The following is a 20,395-nucleotide window of genomic DNA, read 5'->3' as shown; positions in this document are numbered from 1 at the left end:
TTTCTATTGGACTATCAAAAAATATTTTTGCTTTTCTTGAAATCGTGCAGGGTATTGTTGGATAATTTCGGCAATGTAACAACAAAAGTCGAACCCACACCCTCCGTACTTTTCACCGTAATGTCCCCATCAGATAATTGAAGTATCCGCAGCACTAAAGCCATGCCAAGCCCATTTCCTTCTGTTGCATGGCTGGTATCCCCCTGATAAAATTTATCGAAAATATGATTCATCGTCGTTTCATCCATGCCACAGCCAGTATCCATAATACTAATTGCCACATCCCGTTCATCCGACATCTCTTTTATGGTGATTTTCCCTCCGGGGTCTGTGAATTTCACGGCATTGCTGAGCAGATTGTTCCACACCAGTTCCATGAGGGTGGGGTCTGCCTCGATATAGACCCGGTCTTCCATATCAACCTCCAGCTCAATCTGTTTTTCTTCCCATTTCTCTTCGAACTGAACCACACAATTGCAGCATTGTTCGCAAACGTCATAGGTTACCCGATCCGGTTGAATCTTTTGCTTTTCCAGTCGGTTCATCTTCAGAATATTTGTGATCAGATCCGACATCTTCCTTGTATAAGCAAGAATCTCTCTCACAGACTCTTGCTGCTTCGCCGACAAGCCGCCTTCAGCCAATAACAGCTGCGCCTCATTGGAAATCACGGCCATCGGCGTCTTCATCTCATGGGATACATTGGAGAAGAACTCGGTTTTTAATGTCTCCACACTTCCGAGCTCCTCTACCATCTTGTTAAAATCCATGATCATAATATCCAGATAATCCAGATTTTCCGGAGTGTGCAGCGGTGCTACATAAACAGAGAAATCGCCATGTGCCACTGCATCCGTGGCTTTTGCCAGTTCTTTCATTGGTATTTCATAAGCTTTTCTAATCTGCCATGCCGTAAAAAACGTGAACCCACCGGCAATCAAAAGCCAATAGCAGATCACGATCGTTGTTTTTGCTATACCGCTGAGACTGCGGCCCCAGACATTTTCATCAAAAAATGTTATAATTCCCGTATGGATTCCACCGACCAATAATATGATCAAAAACGTTACCAGAAAAATCACAATCGGGAAATGTGAGTTTCTTACATCTTTTCTTTTCATAAAAAACCTTATGCGGCGACACGCAGTTCCTGCCATGAGAGACACATCGCAGCGCTCACACCCGCACTTTCCTCTCTGATCCTACATCCTCTGCAGTCTTATTTTAATACAGACTTATATCCCAATCCTCTCACTGTCTTGATTTCAAAGCCATCGCACGCTGAAAATTTATCACGCAATTTTGTAACATATACATCAACCGCCCGAAGACTTGTCTCGGTATCCACGCCCCAGAATTCATCCATAAGCTGTGCCCTGGTAAATGTCTTATTCGGATAGGACAACAGTTTGTATAAAATGTTAAATTCTCTTATTGTAACCGGCAGCTCCTCATTATTTACATGTGCCGACACTGCATCTGCATCCATGGCAAGATTTCCTACGGTTAGTTTCCGTTCCGTTTTCACATTGGCTCTTCTCAAAAGAGCACGTACACGCAGGATCAGTTCTTCTAAGTCCACTGGTTTTACCATATAATCGTCCACTTCGAGATGAAATCCTTTTTGTTTGGATGGAAGATCGTCTTTCGCCGACATGAATAAAATCGGAATGTTCTTGTTCACCTCGCGAACCGTCTGCGCAAATTCGAAACCATCCACCTCCGGCATCATGATGTCTGAGACAATCAGTTCAAAGAGATTGTTATACATCGCCTCATATCCCGCCTCTGCGCTTAACACTCCGGTTGCCTGAAAGCCACTATTATTTAGAAAAGAGCATACTGTTTTGTTTAATGCTGCGTCATCATCTACTACCAATATATTAATCAAATGATTCCTTCCTCTCTTTCTTTTACTTGTATTTTACATAGCATAACACAGGATTGTTTCAGAATTGTTTATTTTCCCTGATTTTTTATTTTCTGGCTGATTCTGCTCCAGATTACAAATAAGCCACGGTCTATTCTCTTATAAAAACAGAGCTATAGATCGTGGCCAAATATTTTATTTCGTATTGGAAATCCGGGTTCAAATAGAATTATTTTACAGATTACTTTCTTGTATACTTTTTCAGAGTCTCCCTGACTGCACCGACACCAGCCGTTAATTCCGTGAAGTACTGCTCTACACGCTCTGCCATTCCAATCTCATGCAGATCCACTCCAAATATTTCTGTATCCGAAAGAATCTCCTTCAGCACTTCTCTGGCATCAAAGGTCTCTCCAAGCTTCACCTCTGCTACGATCGGGCAGACACGATCTAATAATGGATCCGGACTGAGGTCAAACGATTTCCCCTGATCATCCACTCCCATCAGATACCGCAGCCATCCTGCGAATATAAGCGGAATCAGTTTTAAATCATCTATATCCAGCTTAGGGTCAGCAAGATATGCTTTGATAGTTTCCCCATAGCGGATTGCCAGCTTCTGTGAGGTATCGGTTGCAATACGCTGCGGAGTATCTGGCATGAACGGGTTCGGAATGCGCACTTGAAGTACCGTATCAATGAACTCTTTTGGATCAAGGATTCCCGGATTGACTACAACCGGAAGACCTTCTTTGTATCCAGTGATCTCTACCAGACTGCGAAGCTCTTCATCTGCCATTTCTTCTGAGATTTTTTTATATCCAAGCAGACAGCCGTACACGGCAAGCGCGGTATGCAATGGATTCAGGCAAGTGCATACCTTCATCTTTTCTACCTTATCCACGGTCTCCCTGTCTGTGAACATCACACCGGCAGCCGCCAGATCCTCTCTTCCATTTGGAAATGCATCTTCCACCACAAGGTATTCACATTCTTCTGCATTCACGAATGGCGCCACATAACTTTTCTTCGATGTGATTACAGGTTCCAGCTCTTCTACGCCATCCTGAATCAGCATTTCCTTCACAGATGCATCTGGTCTCGGAGTAATCTTATCAATCATCGTCCATGGAAATGTAACTTTTGTTTTATCCTTGATATAATCCACAAATCCATATTCGCATTTTCCGTTTTCCGCCCATTTTTCTGCAAAAGAGAAAATTGCAGCAAAGAGCTTGTCTCCATTATGTGAACAGTTGTCCATGCTCACCATGGCAATTGGTTTTGCTCCATCCTGATAACGGGTATACAACAGCGCTGCGACCTTTCCCATATAGCTTTTTGGCTCTTGAGGGCCGCGAAGGAAATCCTCCTCCACATCTGCAAGAAACTCCCCGTTCACTCCAACCAGGCTGTATCCTTTTTCTGTGATTGTAAAGCTTGCCATCTGAAGAGAATCCTTTTTAAAAATCTCTTGCAGACGCTGAAACTGCTTCTCATTTTCCGAATCCAGAACCAATGATTCTGCAATACTGCCAATCACTGTTTTTTCTACACTTCCATCTGCTTTTAATGTCACCAGAATACTGTATTCATCATGGGGATGATTCATCTTTTCTACGATCTCATAATCAAAACCTTCTGCAACAATGAGTCCTCTCTGCGTCGCAATCAAGCCTCGATCTACTTTCTGTTCATTCAAAAGACGTTCCACAATATTTGCCTGAAATGCACGAAAAATGTTTCCGGCTCCAAAATGGATCCAATACGGGTTTTCTTTTGTTCTCTCAATCATTTTCTGTCTGTCATACTGTGGAAGATGATATCCCTTTTCTTCCCACTCGCTTCGATTCTTTAATCCCTCTTCACTTAATCTCATCTCTGCTGTTCTCCTTTCGCAATGGCCTCCCACAATCCATTTAAGTAGGTTGCCCCCAGTGCACGGTCATACAGTCCATATCCCGGCATTGCCACTTCATCCCAGATCATACGTCCATGGTCCGGGCGAACAGGTCCATCAAATCCAATATCGTAGAGTGCTTTCATAATTTCATACATATCAAAGGTTCCGTCGGAAGAAAGATGCGCAGCCTCTTCAAAGTTTGTTGGAGAATGAAATTTTAAATTTCTCACATGTGCAAAATGTATTCTCCCTTTTAAAGAACGAATCATGTCTGGGAGATCATTTTCCAGATTGGTTCCATAAGAACCAGAGCAAAATGTTACTCCATTGTGCTTGTTGTCAACCATGTCCATCATACGATGAATATTCTTCTTGTTGATGATGATTCTTGGAAGCCCGAATACGCTCCATGCCGGATCATCTGGATGAATCGCCATATTGATGTCATACTTGTCACAAACTGGCATAATTCTTTCCAGAAAATACTTCAGGTTGTCAAATAATTTATCATCATCGATATCCTTGTACATTTCAAACAGGTCTTTTACCTTCGCCATACGCTCCGGCTCCCAGCCTGGCATAACTGTTCCGTTCATGTCACCGGCAATGGAATCGAACATTTTCGTGGGATCCAATGCGTCAACGGCCTCTTGCGTATAAGCGAGAACGGTCGAACCATCCGGCCTTACTCTTGCCAATTCGGTTCGTGTCCAGTCAAATACAGGCATGAAATTGTAGCACACGAGGTGGATGCCTTCTTTTCCAAGATTTTCCAACGTCTCAATGTAGTTGTCGATGTATTGGTCTCTTTCCGGTGCCCCTGTTTTAATTGCATCATGAATGTTCACACTCTCAATCCCGGAAATGTGAAGTCCGGAGGCCTCGACCTCGTCAATCAGCGCACGGATTCTTTCTCTGCTCCAGACCTCGCCTGGTTCGGTATCATAAAGAGTTGTAATCACTCCTGTTACGCCTGGAATCTGCCGAATCTGTTTCAAGGTCACAGTGTCAAATTTAGATCCATACCATCTTAATGTCATTTCCATTTTTTTGTTCCTTCCTTTCTCTATATCAAATTCAGAACCAGCAATGAACATCATTCTGGTTCTGAAAAAGTCAACTATTTCTTATAATCAAAATCTGGAATCTGATGCCATCTTTCCTTGAAGTAATGTGCGGCCAGTTTCGGTTTACGATCCCTTGTAAACATTCCTTTCTTATTTCCCTGAACACGAAGTAAGCTCTGGCTCGTTGCAAAGTCCGCAAAGTTCCATGTCTGTTCACCAGCGACACATGCATAATCATCAAAGACCTGATTGTTCATTTTGTAGTAATCCACCTGATATTCTTCTGTATACATCACCGGAGTGGTATCATGAAGTCCCATAACCGTATCCGCACCATACTCTGTGAATACCACTGGTTTTCCAAGTGCATCCCACTTATCAAGCTCTGCCCGTAATGCTTTCTCCGGTTCAATAAGATCCGGTCCGCCATAATACCATCCGTAGTAACGGTTCAAACAGATTACATCACTTAAGAGTCTGGTTACGTCCTTGTCCGGATCCGCCATCTGTACACTGACTAAGGTACATGGTCTCTTCTGTGGATCTAATTTCCTTGCCAGATCGTATAACGGTTTGAAGTAATCATAAGCCCCCTCCGAATAAGAATCCGGCTCATTTGCAATACTCCACAATACAACACAGGCATGGTTTTTATCTCGGGAAATCAAGTCTCGAATCACATCTTTATGATGAGCCTGCGTCTGTACGCCATGTTCCGGATCAAAGGTGCTGACCTTCTGTCCATTAAAGTTTGCGCCTCCTCCAAAGTCCAGATTAATACCAACTGCCGTTGTCTCGTCAATAACTACAATTCCTTCTTCATCACAAAGTCTCATCATCTCTTCGCTGTATGGATAATGACTGGTACGGAAACTATTCGCTCCCTGCCATTTCATGATAGAGATATCTTTTGTATTCATTGGGAGATTGATGCCACGCCCATTTGGAAATGTATCTTCATGCTTGCCATACCCTTTAAAGTAAAATGGTTTTTCGTTGATCAGGAATTTATTTCCGTCCACACGAACAGTACGAATGCCATATGGTTCTGTATAGACGTCTTCTCCGTAAGTTACCTGCACTTGATAGAGATATGCATGGAGTGGCTGCCAGAGTGTGACATCCTGTACCGTAATGGTTCCATCTACGCCATCGCTCTCTCCGACTTTCTTTCCTTCCTTGTCGAAGATTACAACGTGACATGGTTCCTCTCCTGTTCCTTCTACATGATAAGAAACATCCGCTGCAGTACCATTCACCTTGCTTGTAAGCACAATGTCTTCTATGTGATTTACAGGCGTTGTATACAAACGAACCGTACGTGTCAGTCCACAGTAGTTAAAGAAGTCAAAGTTTGGATTGTTTGCCGGTTTGTTGCTCGGCATTTCTCCCATACCTGCCATACCACCCATTATATTCGACTTTCCGCCAATGGGAAGTGTTGTATAATCAATAATATTGCTGACTGCAATTGTAAGGAGATTTTCTCCGGCTGTCATCTTGTCTGTGATTTCTACTTCAAACGGAAGGAAACCTCCTTTATGCTCGCAGATCAAGGCTCCGTTCAGATAAACTTTTGCCTCATGCGTGACTGCATCACAGCGAAGCATCAGTCTCTGACTTTTGACGATCGATGGAACAGAAATCTTTCTCTGATAGAAAACCCATCCATAATGATCCCTAAAATCAATTCCTTCTTTTAAATCATTGTAAGATGCTGGAACCGGCATTGTCATAGCGTCCTTCATTGGAGACGCAAACCATTTCTCCTCAAAGCCATTTCCATTATCCAGTTTAAAATCCCATACACCACTTAAATCACTTACAAATCTTGAATCTGTTAAAATTGGATATAACATATTATTTTCCTCCTGTCATTTTCATTATTTATTTGTTGTTTCTTTTTTCTAATAAAGCATCTGCATTTTTATCGACTGTTTTCTTGTCCAATGGATAAAGAAACTTCAGTGCTAACGCTAACAGAATAAATCCTGCTGCAGGCACGATGCAGGTAATGTTGTAGATTCCATCCACAACTTTTGGTTCAAATGCAGTAGCTGCCGTATATCCGATTACCGATAGCAGAACGCCTGCCAATCCTGAGGAACAGGCCTGACCAAGTTTTCTGGCAAAAGAATATACCGAATAAATGGTTCCGTCAGACCGTTCTCCTGTCTTGACTTCCGTATCATCTATAACATCGGTAATCATGGCCCAAATCACAAGGTTGAACATGGACATCCCAATCATTACGACACAGTATACGCCAACAAAAATATACATGTTATGTGTATGCAGGACAAATGCAACAATCAAGGCTGCAGCACTGATTAAAGCTCCAATGATGCCCAGTTCCTTTTTCCCGATTTTGTTTGCAAGTTTCACAGTAAATGTTGCACATAGCAGTGTGACCACTGTTCCACCCATCGTTGCAAGTGACAGTCCCGCTGCATTTCCAAAGTAGTTCGGATAAATATAAGCCCCCATATTTCCTAAAGAAAGCTGTGCTAAAAGAAGTAATAATGCAGCAACTACAATTCCGATTAACGAACGGTTATGAACCAATTCTGATATTAGTTTTCCAAAACTGAACTTCTGCGTTACCTGCTCTACCTTTACCCGTTCCGTTGTCATGTGATAGCAAAGCAGATAGCAGACGATTGCTGCAATTGAACACACAAGCGCTGCAAGCATCATCTTTGTTCCCGATAAAACAGAATTTCCATCGGCATCGGTGTAATAGATCAGGAGCGGAAGTACCACTCCGATTACAGTACTTGCAAGTGTTGCTCCAATGGTTCTCCAGCTAGAAAGCTGTGTACGTTCTCCCGGTTCTGGTGTAATTGCGGATGCCATTGATCCGTATGGAATGTTGACTCCTGTATAGCAGATACTCCCCCATAACAAATACGTGAAAAACATCCAGAAGACTTTAAATCCCATTGGCATATCCTGGAACCAGCTGGCATACATAAGAAACGATGCCAGAGCTACCGGACCACACATTCTTCGAATCCAGGGTGAAAACTTCCCCTTTTTATTTGGTTTGCTTCGGTCTACAATCTGCCCCATTGTTACATCTGTAATTGCATCCACAAATCTGGCCACCATCATCATGACACCGACTAAGGCTGCGGATACCCCCATTACATCCGTGTAGAATTTGAGTAAAAACATGGATGAAAGAATAAAAGTAAAATCATTTCCAAAATCACCGAACATGTAGCCCAACTTATCTTTCATGCCAAACTTTTTTACTGCATTAACTGTGTTCTCCATTTTTTTCCTCCTTTTTTTGTGATTTGCTGTAGCTGCATCATATTCTATTTTTTCATTTATACGTTATGACAGTTTTCATCAGTTTTCGCACAGTTTTCATTTTTCATTGACCGCAGGTAAATATTGTGCGATAATAAGTGAAAATTATGTAAGATGGTTTTTTGAGATGGTAATCTTGGAGGTAATAAAATGAGATATGATTCTATTCTGAATTTCACAAGAACAGTACTGCATGAACTAAACATTCATACATTTGTTGATGACCTTCCATTAAAATGGGATGATAAATATGATATGCAGCTTAGAAATAATCTATTCAATTCCCGCATATTTGAAGACAGCACTTTTTTTATAAGCAATAAAGATTTCTTTGTTCCTAATACGATCAGCTTTCTGACGGATTCCTTTTATTGTGAGTATATAGGTCTGCTGCTTCCAGAGACTGATCCTGTTAAAGGTCTTCTGATCGGACCCTTCTCAACGGATATCTTTACAACGGGCAGAATAAAAGAATTGTGTAATTGTCTTTGCCCTTCCAAAGAGGCATACGAACTGCTTGGACGTTATTATTCAACCATTCCTTCCGGTATTTCCGAGAACTGGCTGAAAGCATTACTTCGTTCTCTTGCCTCTGAATTATGGGAGACTCCTGAAAATTATGTAGCAAAATTTTTTAAAAATGAGCAACCGTTCCCAACCGAATACGGCAAGGTGCCTGTTCAAAATTCTCCTGAAATCGTGAAAGTGATTGAAGATCGATATGAAGCAGAAAACGCAATTATGAAATTCATTTCTCAGGGAAACTGGGCTCTTGCAGAAAAGTATTTAAATGAAAATCCTACTTTAGTTTTAAACCAACGCATTCCAGATACATTGCGTGACACAAAAAATTATATGATTATTGCGAATACACTTTTTCGGAAAGCGGCACAATTTGGTCATGTTCATCCCATGTATCTGGATGAGTTGTCTGCAAAATTTGCAGCCAGAATCGAAGAAAGTGCCTCTACCAGAAAGACTCAAGAATTATATCGTGAGATGATAAAGAAATATTGTTTGCTTGTTCAATCTTACTCCGTGCGCAATTATTCCCCGACTATGCAAAAGATAATCAATTATATCTTCACGAACCTCACAAACGATTTAAGTTTGAACACCGTTGCACAGGCTTTATCACTAAATGCCAGCTATCTTTCAACACGTTTTAAAAAAGAGACTGGCACGACGCTGACCTCTTATGTGAATAACAGGCGCATCGAACAGTCTCTTTACTTTTTTAATACTACCGCACTTCCCATTCAGGATATTGCAAATATGTGTGGCATTTCAGATGTCAACTATTTTACCCGCATCTTCAAAAAAAAGATGCAAATGACACCGAGGGAATATCGGGCTATGATTCAGGGAAATTCTTAAATAATCCCCTTACCCGACCTCTTTTATTTTTCTGTTATATACTGATAAACTCCCGCCGGAACCATGGGTCTCATTCTGTCAACCGTTCCATCCGCAATACATTTTCTTACCACTGATGCACTAATCGGCAAGTCATTCCATGTGTTTCTCTCAATCTCGAAGACTTGTATCCCATATTCCGGTAATATTTTTTTCATTTCTTCGTTATACGTTCTGGTCACGGTACAGCCAGGCTCTGTTCCAACAAATCGTTTTGTAATATGGAGCGAAACCGCAATCTTTTTTGCGAACAACTCCAGATCCAGCTGACAATTTGCCTTCTGTCCCTGCTTGCTGTCTTTAAAAAAATAAGTCGGAAACGTGGCGGACGATATCATGTAATCTGATGTCCAGTGCAAAATAATCCGCTCCATTCCCACGATACCTCTTCGGACCATTTCATATCGTTCCTCTGGTTTAAAGGTACTTCGCTCATCCGATAATAAAAATACATGTAAATAATCACACTGCTCCAGTGCTTTTTCAAATAAATATTTATGGCCATACGTAAATGGATTGCAGTTGGCAATTACTGCCCCTGTTTTTTTATTTGAATCGAATGCCTCTTCCGGTGTTTCCTGTCTTATCTTTTTCAGGAAATTTTCAAATCCATTTTTCCTGTTTTCCATAAAAAGAACTTGATCCGTCTGTAAAATTGTATAGAATCCCATATTCGAAAACAGGACATCATTTTTTGGTTTTGTGTAAATGAAAAGGTGGGTTCTGCCATGCTCGTACTCGTATTGGACCAGTTCCGACAATATCGTCGCTGCCAGCCCTCTCCCCTGATACGTCTCATCAATTGCAACACATTTCATAACATTGCTGTCGACCGATCCTGTTCCTATGATCTCAGAATCTTCGCTTAATATACAAACAGAAAATTCAATTCCCTCATCATATTCCAACTCCATTTTCCGCAAAAAAGCCTTTAACTTTTCTAATTCATTTCCCTTCAGTGGTGCACCTGATAAAATCATATTTACCACCTTTCCAGAAGAAATATCAGAAATATAGCTGTTGCAAGTAAGTCAGCACACCCTCCTGAGCTGATATTTCTGCTAATATACGCTTGATCCATCGCGTACAGTTTTTCTACTGCACCCTCTGCATAGGCTCCGCCTTTTTTCAAAAAATCCGCTGCTTCTTTTTGTACTTCCAAAAGAATGCCTGGATCATGACGTGATAATACATTAGAGTCTTCCACTTTGCTCATCAGCACAAATAACGTCTGTAGTTTGATACTGTTCCATTCCTTCTGTTCTTTTATACCGCTTCGAATTGTTGGAATTGCATACTTTACTACAGTCGCATATCCGGATATTGCTTCTCCTCTGATGCCAAGTGTTCCGTAATTCTTTAAATTGACTTCTCCATGACTGCCTGGATTATTTGTATTGATACAGGATATCTCTTTTGTCAGGATCTCGGTGACCATTTCCCGTTCTGTCTGAATCAGATCGCGAAGCGAAAGACGCTTTGCTTTTTCTCTCAGGCATCTGCCCGCTGCTGCACAAAAGATGCCCACTGTAAATATCAAGCCTTTGTGCGTATTTACTCCATCTGTTGCCTTATACATTGCCTTTTCTGCTGTCATTCCTGTTTTTCTGATCGCTGAAAACAATTCTTGTGGAGTACAGAGCAGGGAATATCCCTGCTCTGCCATATAAGTAAAATATTCCCGAAGCGCGTCTGCACTTCTTTCAAACGTTCGGATATCCATATCCTTGTGAGCTCCATTTGAGTAAAAGTCCACAAGCCCGGGTTTCGGCGTAGTATATACTTCTTCCATTAATGCCTTCCATGCAATCCTTCCTATTTCTGCGGCAATACTGCCGGCTGCACTTTCTGCAAACTGACTTTTACTCATATGATCCCTCTATTCCTCTGAAAATTCGAACGGTTTAATCTGGCGAACCACATCCATGATCGTTCCATCGCGGCTTTCAATAACTCCAACGACCCGATCTTCAAATTTCACTCGTTCCGGTTCTCCGGTGATGGATTGCGCAATCTCACGTAACTCTTCGATCGTTTTAAACGGCAGGTCCACATCTTTCATCGCCTCGATCAGATCCGTACGTTTCGGATTGATCGCAATTCCATAATCTGTAATTACCACATCCACACTTTCTCCCGGAGTAGTGACCGTTGTCACTTCTGTACAGATTGCAGGGATTCTTCCCTGCAAAAGTGGGGTGATCACGATGGCACACTTTGCTCCTGCCGCAGTATCCGGATGTCCACCTTGTGCACCTGTGATGACTCCATCGGAACCGACGACAACATTACAATTGAATTTCTCATCTACCTCAAGTGCAGCTAAAATCACAAAATCCAGTTTATTGACTACTGCACCTTTATTAAATGGATCCGCATACTGTCCGGCGCTAATTCTGAAATGTCTTAAGTCTTTTACAGATTCTACAGCATCTAAGTCAAAATCCTGCGTATCAAGCAGGCAATCCACCTGATTGTTGATCAGCAAATCACACATCGGCTTGGTCAATCCACCGACACCAAATCGCATATGTACATTTCTTTCTTTCATCTCTTTTGCTAAAGAGATCGTCGATGCAATGGACGCACCGCCCACACCGGTCTGATAAGAAAATCCATCTTTAAAATAAGGTGAGTTCACCACAAATTCTGTACAATAATCTGCCATCATCAGCTTTCTCTGATCTGTTGTTGGTTTCGCTGCTCCGGTCGCGATCTTTTTTGGATCTCCGATGGCATCGACTTCCACTACATAATCCACTCTTGTCATACTGATGTGCGCCGGGAAATTTGGAAATGGCACTAAACAGTCGGTAATAGCGACCACTTTATCTGCATGCAGTGAATCGGCAATTGCATAGGACAATACTCCACAGTTACTGTTTCCTCCAATACCACGGCAGTTTCCATAGTCGTCACAAGTAGGCGCTCCTATAAATGCAATGTCTATTTGTCTTTCTCCCGTTACGAGCGACCGGACTCTTCCTCCGTGGGACTGCATCACAGCCAGCCCTTTTAATTTCCCGTGTGATATCGCTTCTCCGATTTTTCCTCTCACCCCGGAGGAATAAATATTGGAAATTGTTCCATCCTCGATATATGGTACAATCGGATCATGTGCTTTTCCAAGTGAGCTTGCACAGATCGTAATGTCCCTGACTCCCATCTTGTGAATTTCTTCCATGACCATATTTACAACGTAATCGCCCTCTCTGAAATGGTGATGAAAGCTGACTGTCATGCCGTCCTTTATCCCGCATTTTACAAGTACATCGTGTATACCGGCCACAAGCTTACTGCCCTCAGAATTAATCACTGCCTGCGTCAACGGACCATGCTTTCTGTATGTATATCCGTCAAAATGGTGAACTCCCTGAAATACTTCTTTTCCGGTTTTCTCTAAAATTTCTTCTGGAATGTCTCTCCCTACTGCATTAATCATCTAATAATCCCCCTTTATATGTTCCGGATGCTTTTGCAAGTTCGATTGTTCTCTTTGCACCATCATAAAAAGCTATGTCAATCATTTTTCCGTCCACTGTGAATACACCAATTCCCTGTGCTTTCTTCTCATCGATTTCACGCACGACTTTTTCTGCGAAGATAACTTCTTTCTCGGACGGGGTAAATATCTTATGGACCGTGTTGATCTGCCTTGGATTAATAATTGACTTTCCATCAAATCCCATCAAATGAATGGTCTCAACGTCTTGTTGAAATCCAGCCATATCATTCAGATCTGTATAAACTGTGTCAAAGCACTGCACCCCTGCCGCTCTCGCCGCAATGACCATGTTCTGTCTCGCGCCCATGAGTTCTATTCCGGTTCCGGTTATACGTGTCTGGAGATCCTTTGTGTAATCTCCACCAGAGAGAGCGATACCAAACAATCTTTCTGACGATTCACAGATATCAAGTGCCCGCATGACCCCGCGCGCAGATTCGATCGCTGCCATGATCAAAACACTTCCCGGTTCACGCCCGAACTCCTTTTCCGATTGAATAATCACTTCTTCCACGGTCTTTACATCCTGTGCACTCTCCGTCTTTGGGATTCGGATGGAATCACACCCTCCTGCAACTGCGCATCTGACATCTTCTCTCCAGAATGCGGTCTCGAGTCCGTTGATCCGAACCACTTTCTCACACCCTCTGTAATCGATTGTCTGCAGTGCATGATATAGCGAAAAACGTGCAGCATCTTTCTGGTTTTCTGCGACAGCATCTTCCAGATCCAGCATAATAGAATCCGGCTTATAAATATAGGGATCCTTAATCAGTCCTGGTTTTTGTGCATTCAGGAACATCATTGTTCGTCTAAGTCTTTTTTTATTCGGATTCATGATCTAATGGCACCTCCCCAAGGTAAATTTTCAGTCTGCTCTGCAGATCGGTACACAGCCGCTTCAATTCTTGCACGAATCGTGCAGTCCAGCGCGCCTTTGTCCACAATTGCCAGTTTTACATTCTTTACGTCTAAATTTTTCAAAGTATCATACGCCACTTTGCGAATCTGGTTCCCATATTGATTGATCACCGTACTGTCCAGAGAAAATTCAATCGTTCCCTCTCCTTCTTCTACAGTCACTTGACAATCACTCGACTCCAGTGTTCCTGCCATTGCCGGTTTTTTGATTTCTATCATGCCTTTTCTCCTTACTTTGCTGATATATTTTTTCGTTCTTTATTATAATTAATTAAACATCCTGCACAGGAAATATATCATATGACCCACACCATACAACAGAATCTCTTAAACCTTGATTCCTAGTCTCGCAAAGGAGAAAATATGCTTAGTTTTATTATTGTTGCAGCAATTGCGATTGCTGTTATTATCGGATATAAAACCAACTTCAACACAGGATTTTTTGCTATTATTTTTGCGTATCTGATTGGTGGTTTTGCCCTGGGATTATCACCAAAAGAAATTATCGGCGGATGGCCGGTCAGTACCATGTTTGTTATTTTTTCCGTATCTCTTTTTTATAATTTTGCACTCGTGAATGGAACCCTGGAAAAAACAGCACGGTATCTTCTTTATGCTTTCCGCAGGTTTCCCGGGCTTCTTCCTTTCGCGCTTTACTTTGCAAGTGCAGGAATCGCAGCCTTAGGTGCAGGTTTTTTCACTGTTATGGCTTTTATGGCTCCCATTACTTTGCTTATTTGTGATGAGGCCAAAATGAACAAGCTGACCGGTGCCGTTGCTATTAACTGTGGTGCACTCTCAGGCGCTAACTTTATGACGAGCGGAAGCGGCATTATCTTTCGAGGTCTGATGGATGAAGGCGGTTATTCAGATACCTCGTTCCGTTACTCTGCAATTATTTTTATTGCAAGCGTGGTATTCTCTCTGCTTTTAATTTCTTTCTTCCGTTTCGTACCTAAAAGCAGCCGCAGCACAGTTCAAAATACGTCTGTGACCAGGCCAAAGCCTTATACCACTCTTCAAAAGAAAAATTTGTATCTCATGCTGATTATGATTTTAGTAGTCCTTATTTTTCCAGTATTACATATTGTGGCTCCTGATGTTGAAATCATCACATTTATTAACAGTAAAATGGATGTAGGTCTTGTTGCGATTGTTTTTTCTGCTATTGCATTATTTATGAAGCTGGCACCTCAGAAGGATGTGCTTGCGAAAGTACCATGGAACACGATTATTATGATCTGCGGCGTCGGAATGCTGATTAATGTCGCAATCATCGCCGGTACCATTGATTTACTTGCCACTTGGGCCGGAAGCAGTCTTCCACTTTGGCTTGTTCCAATTGCATTTAGTATTGTCGGTGCTATCATGAGCTTTTTCTCAAGTACATTAGGTGTGGTCTGCCCGGCACTCTTTCCTCTGGTTCCTGCACTGGCGGCCACTACGGGCATCCATCCTCTCGTCCTGTTCTCGTGCATTGTAATAGGTGCTCAGAGTTCAGCTATTTCCCCATTTTCTTCCGGTGGAAGCCTGATTATGGGGTCTTGTTCGACCGAGGAAGAAAGGACACATATGTTTCCTAAGCTGTTGTTTCAAGCCGTACCGATCAGCATTATTTTTTCTACTGTTTTTAACATAGTGCTCTCATTTATTCTGTAAACATTTTCTTTAGATAAAAAGAAGCCATGAAACAAGATTTAAGTTCTTTCTTGTCTCATGGCTTCTTCTGATATGAATCCTTTATTTTACATAACATCTATGCCTGTTCTATATAATCATCAACCATCTCGAATAAATCGTTCAGTTTTTTTCTATCTGTAGATTCTGCATCTTTATCTTTTCCCGATATTGCAGACATTGCAGACATGGAGTTCAGCACATATTCACCCCAAAAATGTGTTTGTACAGTATTCTGAAAACTACTCATCTCATACCTCCCATTTGTGAAATATTTTATTTTTTTACATTATCAATATATCACTCCAGAGTAACCGTTTCAAATATGCATAACCATACCATTCTATCGGTTTTTCCGATACCAAGTAAAGTGGACATTTGCAATCCGCTCTGCTACTTGCTCATGAACAGCCTACCTGGTAATCTCGTTTTGCATTTTTAAAATTCATCTTAGAAAAAGGGGCATGCCGCTAACACGACAGCCCCTTACTTACTTTCCACGATTTCTTTTTCTATCTTCTCTCATTCTAAATGGTTACAAATCCTTTGCCGACAATCTCACTGGTATTATAAATCAAAATGAATGCTCCGGGCTCGTTCTGATGAATATACTGTCTGAGCTGTACTGCCTGTGTACGAGTCAATACCGTGACCACCATGAATTTTTCCTGATTGGTATAGGCTCCGCTGGCTTCTGAAACAGTTGCACTTCGATTTAGATCATGTACAATATAATCGCAGATTGAATCCGGATTATCGCAAATGATGGTAAACGCTTTGCACATATTGATGTTCTCTATGATTCCATCTATTAAAAATGATTTCAGAGTCAGGCCGACAAACGAATAGAGCGCAGTTTTAATGTCAAATACGAAGCAGGCAATCAAAATTGCAATCATATCCGTTACTAAAAGTGCCATACCGATATGAACTCTTGTATATTTCTGCAGCAGCATTGCCAGCACATCGGTTCCACCACTGGACGCCCCTATGTTGAACAGCAGCGCGCTTCCAATTGCAGGAAGTGTGATTGCAAAGATCAGTTCTAAGGTCGGTTCATTCGATAGCGGTACATGCATTGGATATACCTTTTCAAATACGAGCAGCAAAAGTGACAACAAAATGCTCGCATACCCTGTTTTGATCGCAAAGCTCTTTCCCAAAAAAATCCATCCAACCAGCAGTAAAATCATGTTCACGCAGAATGTAAACATACTTGCCGATATTGGTAAGATTTTGGCAATAACTACAGCGAATCCGGTCACACCGCCAAAACAGAAATTATTTGGAAACTTAAAGAAATACACACCGACTGCCATAATAAAAATACTAAACGTAATCAGACAATAATTTTTTATTGTTTTCATCTTATACCTTCTTTTAAACATATCCTGATTTGCTTTTACCACGATTCATCATATCATTTTCATAATAAAATGCAACAATCTCTTTCTGTTTTTTTGTTTTTTTCGCAGAACAAATTTACAAGTTTATTTTTTTCGGTATAATAGACATATAATCATTTTCAATAGACAAGGAGATTCTATTATGCTGCATGGAATTGAAGTTAAGTTACCACAGATGCTTGACTGCCGGGAACGCCGGGCTGGCAAACAAACCAATTATCTGAACGCTTATCACATGCCTGTGATATCATTCTGCATGAATATTCCGGGTCCGGTCAAAACGACACCCGAAATCCGCCAGGTTTTTCTTGAGGGAGTGGCTCTTATCGACCATGCTTTAGAAGAGGAATCCATTCGTATTATGGATTCTGTGACCTGCCACGTACCGACCGGTGATGAATATATTTTGTGCATTGATTGTTCTGATGCGGAGCACATCAAAACGCTTATGACTGATATCGAAGAATCACATCCTCTCGGACGTCTCTTTGACATTGATGTCATCGGTACTGATGGCATCAAACTGTCCCGACCCAGCTTTCGCAAGTGCTTTCTCTGTGATCGCCAGGCGCAGGAATGCGCTTCCTCGAGACGCCACAGTGTGCGGGAGATGCAGGATGCTATCGAGCAAAAAATTCATGATTATTATCACTGCCGATAAAGTATCCATGGGACAGAGACTTCCAAAGTATTCCATTAAAAAAAGACCCACGCTAATGGGTCTTTTCTGTGTCTTTCGGGCACTTTTACAGTGCGGATGGTGGGACTTGAACCCACACGATGTTACCACCGCAAGATTTTGAGTCTTGTGCGTCTGCCATTCCGCCACATCCGCGAACTCGGTTTGTTACCGAACCGAGATTTATAATACCATAACTTGGGGCAGAATGCAACAGATTTTTAACCACTTTAATATTTTTAACTACTTTAGAACTTTTTGTCCTCTGGATTATCCAACTTCTTCCTTGCTATGCCATATTCCCAATATTACTTTGTCAGTTTTTTTCCAATATCAAAGCAGTCAAATGTTGCGAAGTAATCAGCTGGTGTCTCCGCGCGGCGGATCAACTGCACACTTCCATCTTCCTTCAACAGGATTTCTGCAGATTTTAGTTTACCGTTATAGTTGTATCCCATGGAGAATCCGTGTGCACCTGTATCGTGAATTACCAGAAGGTCGCCTTTTTCAATCTCCGGAAGCATTCTGTCAATTGCAAACTTATCGTTATTCTCGCAGAGTGAGCCCGTCACATCATACTTGTGGTCACATGGAGCTTCTTCTTTTCCCATGACGGTAATATGATGATATGCGCCATACATCGCAGGCCGCATCAGGTTTACCGCGCAGGCATCCACCCCGATGTATTCCTTATGGGTATGCTTCTCATGGATCGCCTTTGTGACCAAACAACCATAAGGACCCATCATATATCTTCCCAGCTCTGTATAAATTTCAAGATCTCCCATTCCCGCCGGTACAAGTACCTCCTCGTAGACACGGCGCACTCCGTCACCAATGGCACGGATGTCGTTCGGTTCCTGATCCGGGTTATACGGAATACCGATACCACCGGAAAGGTTGATGAACTTAATGTGTACTCCAGTCTCTTTCTGGAGTTTTACTGCGATTTCAAAAAGGACTTTCGCAAGCATCGGATAATAATCGTTTGTCACGGTATTGCTGGCAAGGAATGCATGGATGCCAAATTCCTTTGCTCCCTTTTGCTTTAATACCTTAAACGCTTCAAAGAGCTGATCCGTTGTCATACCATACTTGGAATCTCCCGGGTTGTCCATGATATCGTTGCTGATTTTAAAGAGACCGCCCGGATTATACCTGCAGCTGATGGTCTCAGGAATATGTCCGATCGTCTTCTCCAGAAAATCAATATGCGTGAAGTCATCCAGATTGATAATTGCCCCCAGCTTGTCCGCATATACAAATTCTTCCGCTGGTGTATCGTTTGATGAGAACATGATATCCGGACCTTTGGCACCGATGGCCTCAGACAGCATCAGCTCTGTATAGGAAGAACAGTCGCAGCCACAGTCGTATTCTCTGAGGATGTTTATCAGGAACGGGTTTGGTGTTGCTTTCACCGCAAAGTACTCCTTATACCCTTTGTTCCATGAGAATGCATCTCTCAGCGCCTCCATATTGCTGCGGATCCCCTTCTCATCGTAAAGGTGGAAAGGTGTTGGATACTCTTTTATAATTTCCTCTAACTGTGCTTTCGTTACGAACGTTTCTTTTTTCATTTTTTGAACTTTCTCCCTTCTTTGGTTTCATATAATTAATCAATTTTATCTCATTGGCAAGTGCCGTCTTAAACAGTGACACAAAATTCTTCTGTCCGGAATAGAGGCAGGTATTCAGACTCCCATCACCGTACTCGCCAGTCAGTACATACCTGGAATCCACAATCACACCGATCTGGTTCTGCTTGGATTCACTGACATAGATCTTTGCCCCCGGCTCCGAAAAAGACTGATCTGTGATCAGGACTACCTTTTTCCTGAGTTCAAGTGTATCCCGAATCTCCTTCTCATAAGCAAGTATGTGCTCCATACTGCCTGAAATATAGACTCTCTCCTCTGTCTGTCCGATCAGTGTTCTGATCTTATCCGCAATGTGAGTCGCTCCCTCTATCGTGATATACCCCTCCTCGTCCGGCTTTTTCACCTGGAGGTTGTCGAGCATCCACTGTTTATCACTTTGTCTTTTTTTGATGCAGTTATCACAAAATTCTTCCAGCGCAACTGGTATATACTTTTTGGAGGATTCCTCCACAACGTACGCAGCTCCCTTTTCCACGAGGGCTGCCAGTGCACCGTATGCATTCGACCTTGAGATTCCGGTTGCTTTGGCAATCTCATAGCCAGTCTTTCTGCCATCTGATAAAAGCTGGATATAAACTGTCGCTTCTTGTCTCGTCAGGCCAAACTGTACCAGCTTCTCTGTAAATAGCTGAATCTCCATCATCCATTCCCTCTCACTGTCTTCTTATCAATTTTCAACCTTGCATCTCGTTTATTTCGTCAGCTGTTCATTTTATTGCAGCAATTCTCTTTGCTGTAGTAGTTCTTTTCAGTACTACTTTAATACATGTTCTTCCTTCTGTCAATCAATTCTTTCAAAATACATCTGACTATTTTTCTCAAGAACTTCTTAATTATAAGAACAGAGAGTTTCGCAAGCGAAACTCTCGCGCCGAAGCGCGGTCACCTCAGTGACCATATTCCATTTGTGCGTAGTGCGCATCCCCCGGAGGGTTTTTATGTAATAGAGGAAAGTTCAGAGAACTTTCCTCT

Annotated in this window: 18 protein-coding genes and 1 tRNA gene; 3 read left to right on the top strand and 16 right to left on the bottom strand. The window is 42.0% G+C overall.

Annotated features, from left to right (window positions below; genetic code table 11):
- Positions 1-14: 14 nt before the first annotated feature.
- The 6 genes from BUB85_RS15195 to BUB85_RS15170 form a co-directional block, all read right to left on the bottom strand.
- Positions 15-1,121 carry a HAMP domain-containing sensor histidine kinase gene (locus tag BUB85_RS15195; RefSeq protein WP_073112029.1) on the bottom strand — a complete coding sequence of 369 codons (1,107 nt, stop codon included), beginning with the start codon at positions 1,119-1,121 and terminating at the stop codon, positions 15-17.
- Between the two features lie 98 nt (positions 1,122-1,219).
- A complete protein-coding gene (locus BUB85_RS15190) occupies positions 1,220-1,891 on the bottom strand; it encodes a response regulator transcription factor (RefSeq protein WP_073112027.1) in 672 nt (223 codons plus the stop codon).
- Between the two features lie 220 nt (positions 1,892-2,111).
- Positions 2,112-3,749, bottom strand: a complete 1,638-nt coding sequence (locus BUB85_RS15185) for a mannitol dehydrogenase family protein (RefSeq protein ID WP_073112025.1) — start codon at positions 3,747-3,749, stop codon at positions 2,112-2,114.
- Entirely contained in the window at positions 3,746-4,819 is a 1,074-nt protein-coding gene (gene uxuA / locus BUB85_RS15180; protein WP_073112023.1) for a mannonate dehydratase, read from the bottom strand. The genes BUB85_RS15185 and uxuA overlap by 4 nt, the downstream gene beginning before the upstream one ends.
- A 74-nt stretch (positions 4,820-4,893) precedes the next feature.
- Positions 4,894-6,699, bottom strand: a complete 1,806-nt coding sequence (uidA, locus tag BUB85_RS15175) for a beta-glucuronidase (RefSeq protein WP_073112020.1) — start codon at positions 6,697-6,699, stop codon at positions 4,894-4,896.
- Between the two features lie 28 nt (positions 6,700-6,727).
- Positions 6,728-8,119 carry an MFS transporter gene (locus tag BUB85_RS15170; RefSeq protein ID WP_073112017.1) on the bottom strand — a complete coding sequence of 464 codons (1,392 nt, stop codon included), beginning with the start codon at positions 8,117-8,119 and terminating at the stop codon, positions 6,728-6,730.
- Positions 8,120-8,308: 189 nt separating this feature from the next.
- Between BUB85_RS15170 and BUB85_RS15165 the strand changes: the two genes are divergently transcribed.
- Positions 8,309-9,535: a helix-turn-helix transcriptional regulator gene (locus BUB85_RS15165; RefSeq protein ID WP_073112015.1), complete on the top strand. Its 1,227-nt coding sequence runs from the start codon at positions 8,309-8,311 to the stop codon at positions 9,533-9,535.
- Between the two features lie 23 nt (positions 9,536-9,558).
- On the opposite strand, the gene citC is transcribed toward BUB85_RS15165, so the two are convergent.
- Genes citC through citD form a run of 5 tightly spaced genes read right to left on the bottom strand, consistent with a single transcriptional unit; the run spans position 9,559 to position 14,216 of the window.
- The gene (gene citC, locus BUB85_RS15160; protein ID WP_073112013.1) at positions 9,559-10,554 is read right to left on the bottom strand and encodes a [citrate (pro-3S)-lyase] ligase; all 996 of its coding nucleotides are present in this window, start codon (positions 10,552-10,554) and stop codon (positions 9,559-9,561) included.
- A gap of 2 nt (positions 10,555-10,556) precedes the next feature.
- Entirely contained in the window at positions 10,557-11,444 is an 888-nt protein-coding gene (citG, locus tag BUB85_RS15155) for a triphosphoribosyl-dephospho-CoA synthase CitG (protein ID WP_073112011.1), read from the bottom strand.
- A gap of 9 nt (positions 11,445-11,453) precedes the next feature.
- On the bottom strand, positions 11,454-13,016 hold the full coding sequence (citF, locus tag BUB85_RS15150; protein WP_073112009.1) for a citrate lyase subunit alpha: 1,563 nt from the start codon (positions 13,014-13,016) through the stop codon (positions 11,454-11,456).
- Positions 13,009-13,917, bottom strand: coding sequence for an aldolase/citrate lyase family protein (locus BUB85_RS15145; protein WP_073112007.1), 909 nt, complete (start codon positions 13,915-13,917; stop codon positions 13,009-13,011). The genes citF and BUB85_RS15145 overlap by 8 nt, the downstream gene beginning before the upstream one ends.
- On the bottom strand, positions 13,914-14,216 hold the full coding sequence (gene citD, locus BUB85_RS15140; RefSeq protein WP_073112057.1) for a citrate lyase acyl carrier protein: 303 nt from the start codon (positions 14,214-14,216) through the stop codon (positions 13,914-13,916). Before citD ends, BUB85_RS15145 begins: the two co-directional genes overlap by 4 nt.
- A gap of 147 nt (positions 14,217-14,363) precedes the next feature.
- Between citD and BUB85_RS15135 the strand changes: the two genes are divergently transcribed.
- On the top strand, positions 14,364-15,659 hold the full coding sequence (locus BUB85_RS15135) for an SLC13 family permease (RefSeq protein ID WP_073112005.1): 1,296 nt from the start codon (positions 14,364-14,366) through the stop codon (positions 15,657-15,659).
- Positions 15,660-15,756: 97 nt separating this feature from the next.
- Here BUB85_RS15135 and BUB85_RS21540 read toward each other — a convergent pair whose 3' ends face one another.
- Both BUB85_RS21540 and BUB85_RS15130 read right to left on the bottom strand, forming a co-directional pair.
- A complete protein-coding gene (locus tag BUB85_RS21540; RefSeq protein ID WP_159434658.1) occupies positions 15,757-15,927 on the bottom strand; it encodes a hypothetical protein in 171 nt (56 codons plus the stop codon).
- A 277-nt stretch (positions 15,928-16,204) separates the two neighbouring features.
- Positions 16,205-17,044 (bottom strand): YitT family protein, encoded by an 840-nt coding sequence (locus tag BUB85_RS15130; protein WP_073112003.1) that lies wholly within the window; start codon positions 17,042-17,044, stop codon positions 16,205-16,207.
- 181 nt (positions 17,045-17,225) lie between these two features.
- Between BUB85_RS15130 and citX the strand changes: the two genes are divergently transcribed.
- Positions 17,226-17,744, top strand: coding sequence for a citrate lyase holo-[acyl-carrier protein] synthase (gene citX, locus BUB85_RS15125; protein ID WP_073112001.1), 519 nt, complete (start codon positions 17,226-17,228; stop codon positions 17,742-17,744).
- Between the two features lie 91 nt (positions 17,745-17,835).
- On the opposite strand, the gene BUB85_RS15120 is transcribed toward citX, so the two are convergent.
- The 3 genes from BUB85_RS15120 to BUB85_RS15110 form a co-directional block, all read right to left on the bottom strand.
- Positions 17,836-17,918: transfer RNA gene (locus BUB85_RS15120), tRNA-Leu, on the bottom strand.
- A 152-nt stretch (positions 17,919-18,070) separates the two neighbouring features.
- On the bottom strand, positions 18,071-19,342 hold the full coding sequence (locus BUB85_RS15115; RefSeq protein WP_073111999.1) for a diaminopimelate decarboxylase: 1,272 nt from the start codon (positions 19,340-19,342) through the stop codon (positions 18,071-18,073).
- Positions 19,260-20,066, bottom strand: coding sequence for a TrmB family transcriptional regulator (locus BUB85_RS15110; RefSeq protein ID WP_073111997.1), 807 nt, complete (start codon positions 20,064-20,066; stop codon positions 19,260-19,262). Before BUB85_RS15110 ends, BUB85_RS15115 begins: the two co-directional genes overlap by 83 nt.
- Positions 20,067-20,395 lie beyond the last annotated feature (329 nt).

The organism is Hespellia stercorisuis DSM 15480 (genome assembly GCF_900142165.1).
Classification (GTDB): Bacteria; Bacillota; Clostridia; order Lachnospirales; family Lachnospiraceae; genus Hespellia; species Hespellia stercorisuis.
The sequence above is the reverse complement of the archived record's forward strand: the minus strand, read 5'-3'. Positions and strand labels throughout refer to the sequence as shown.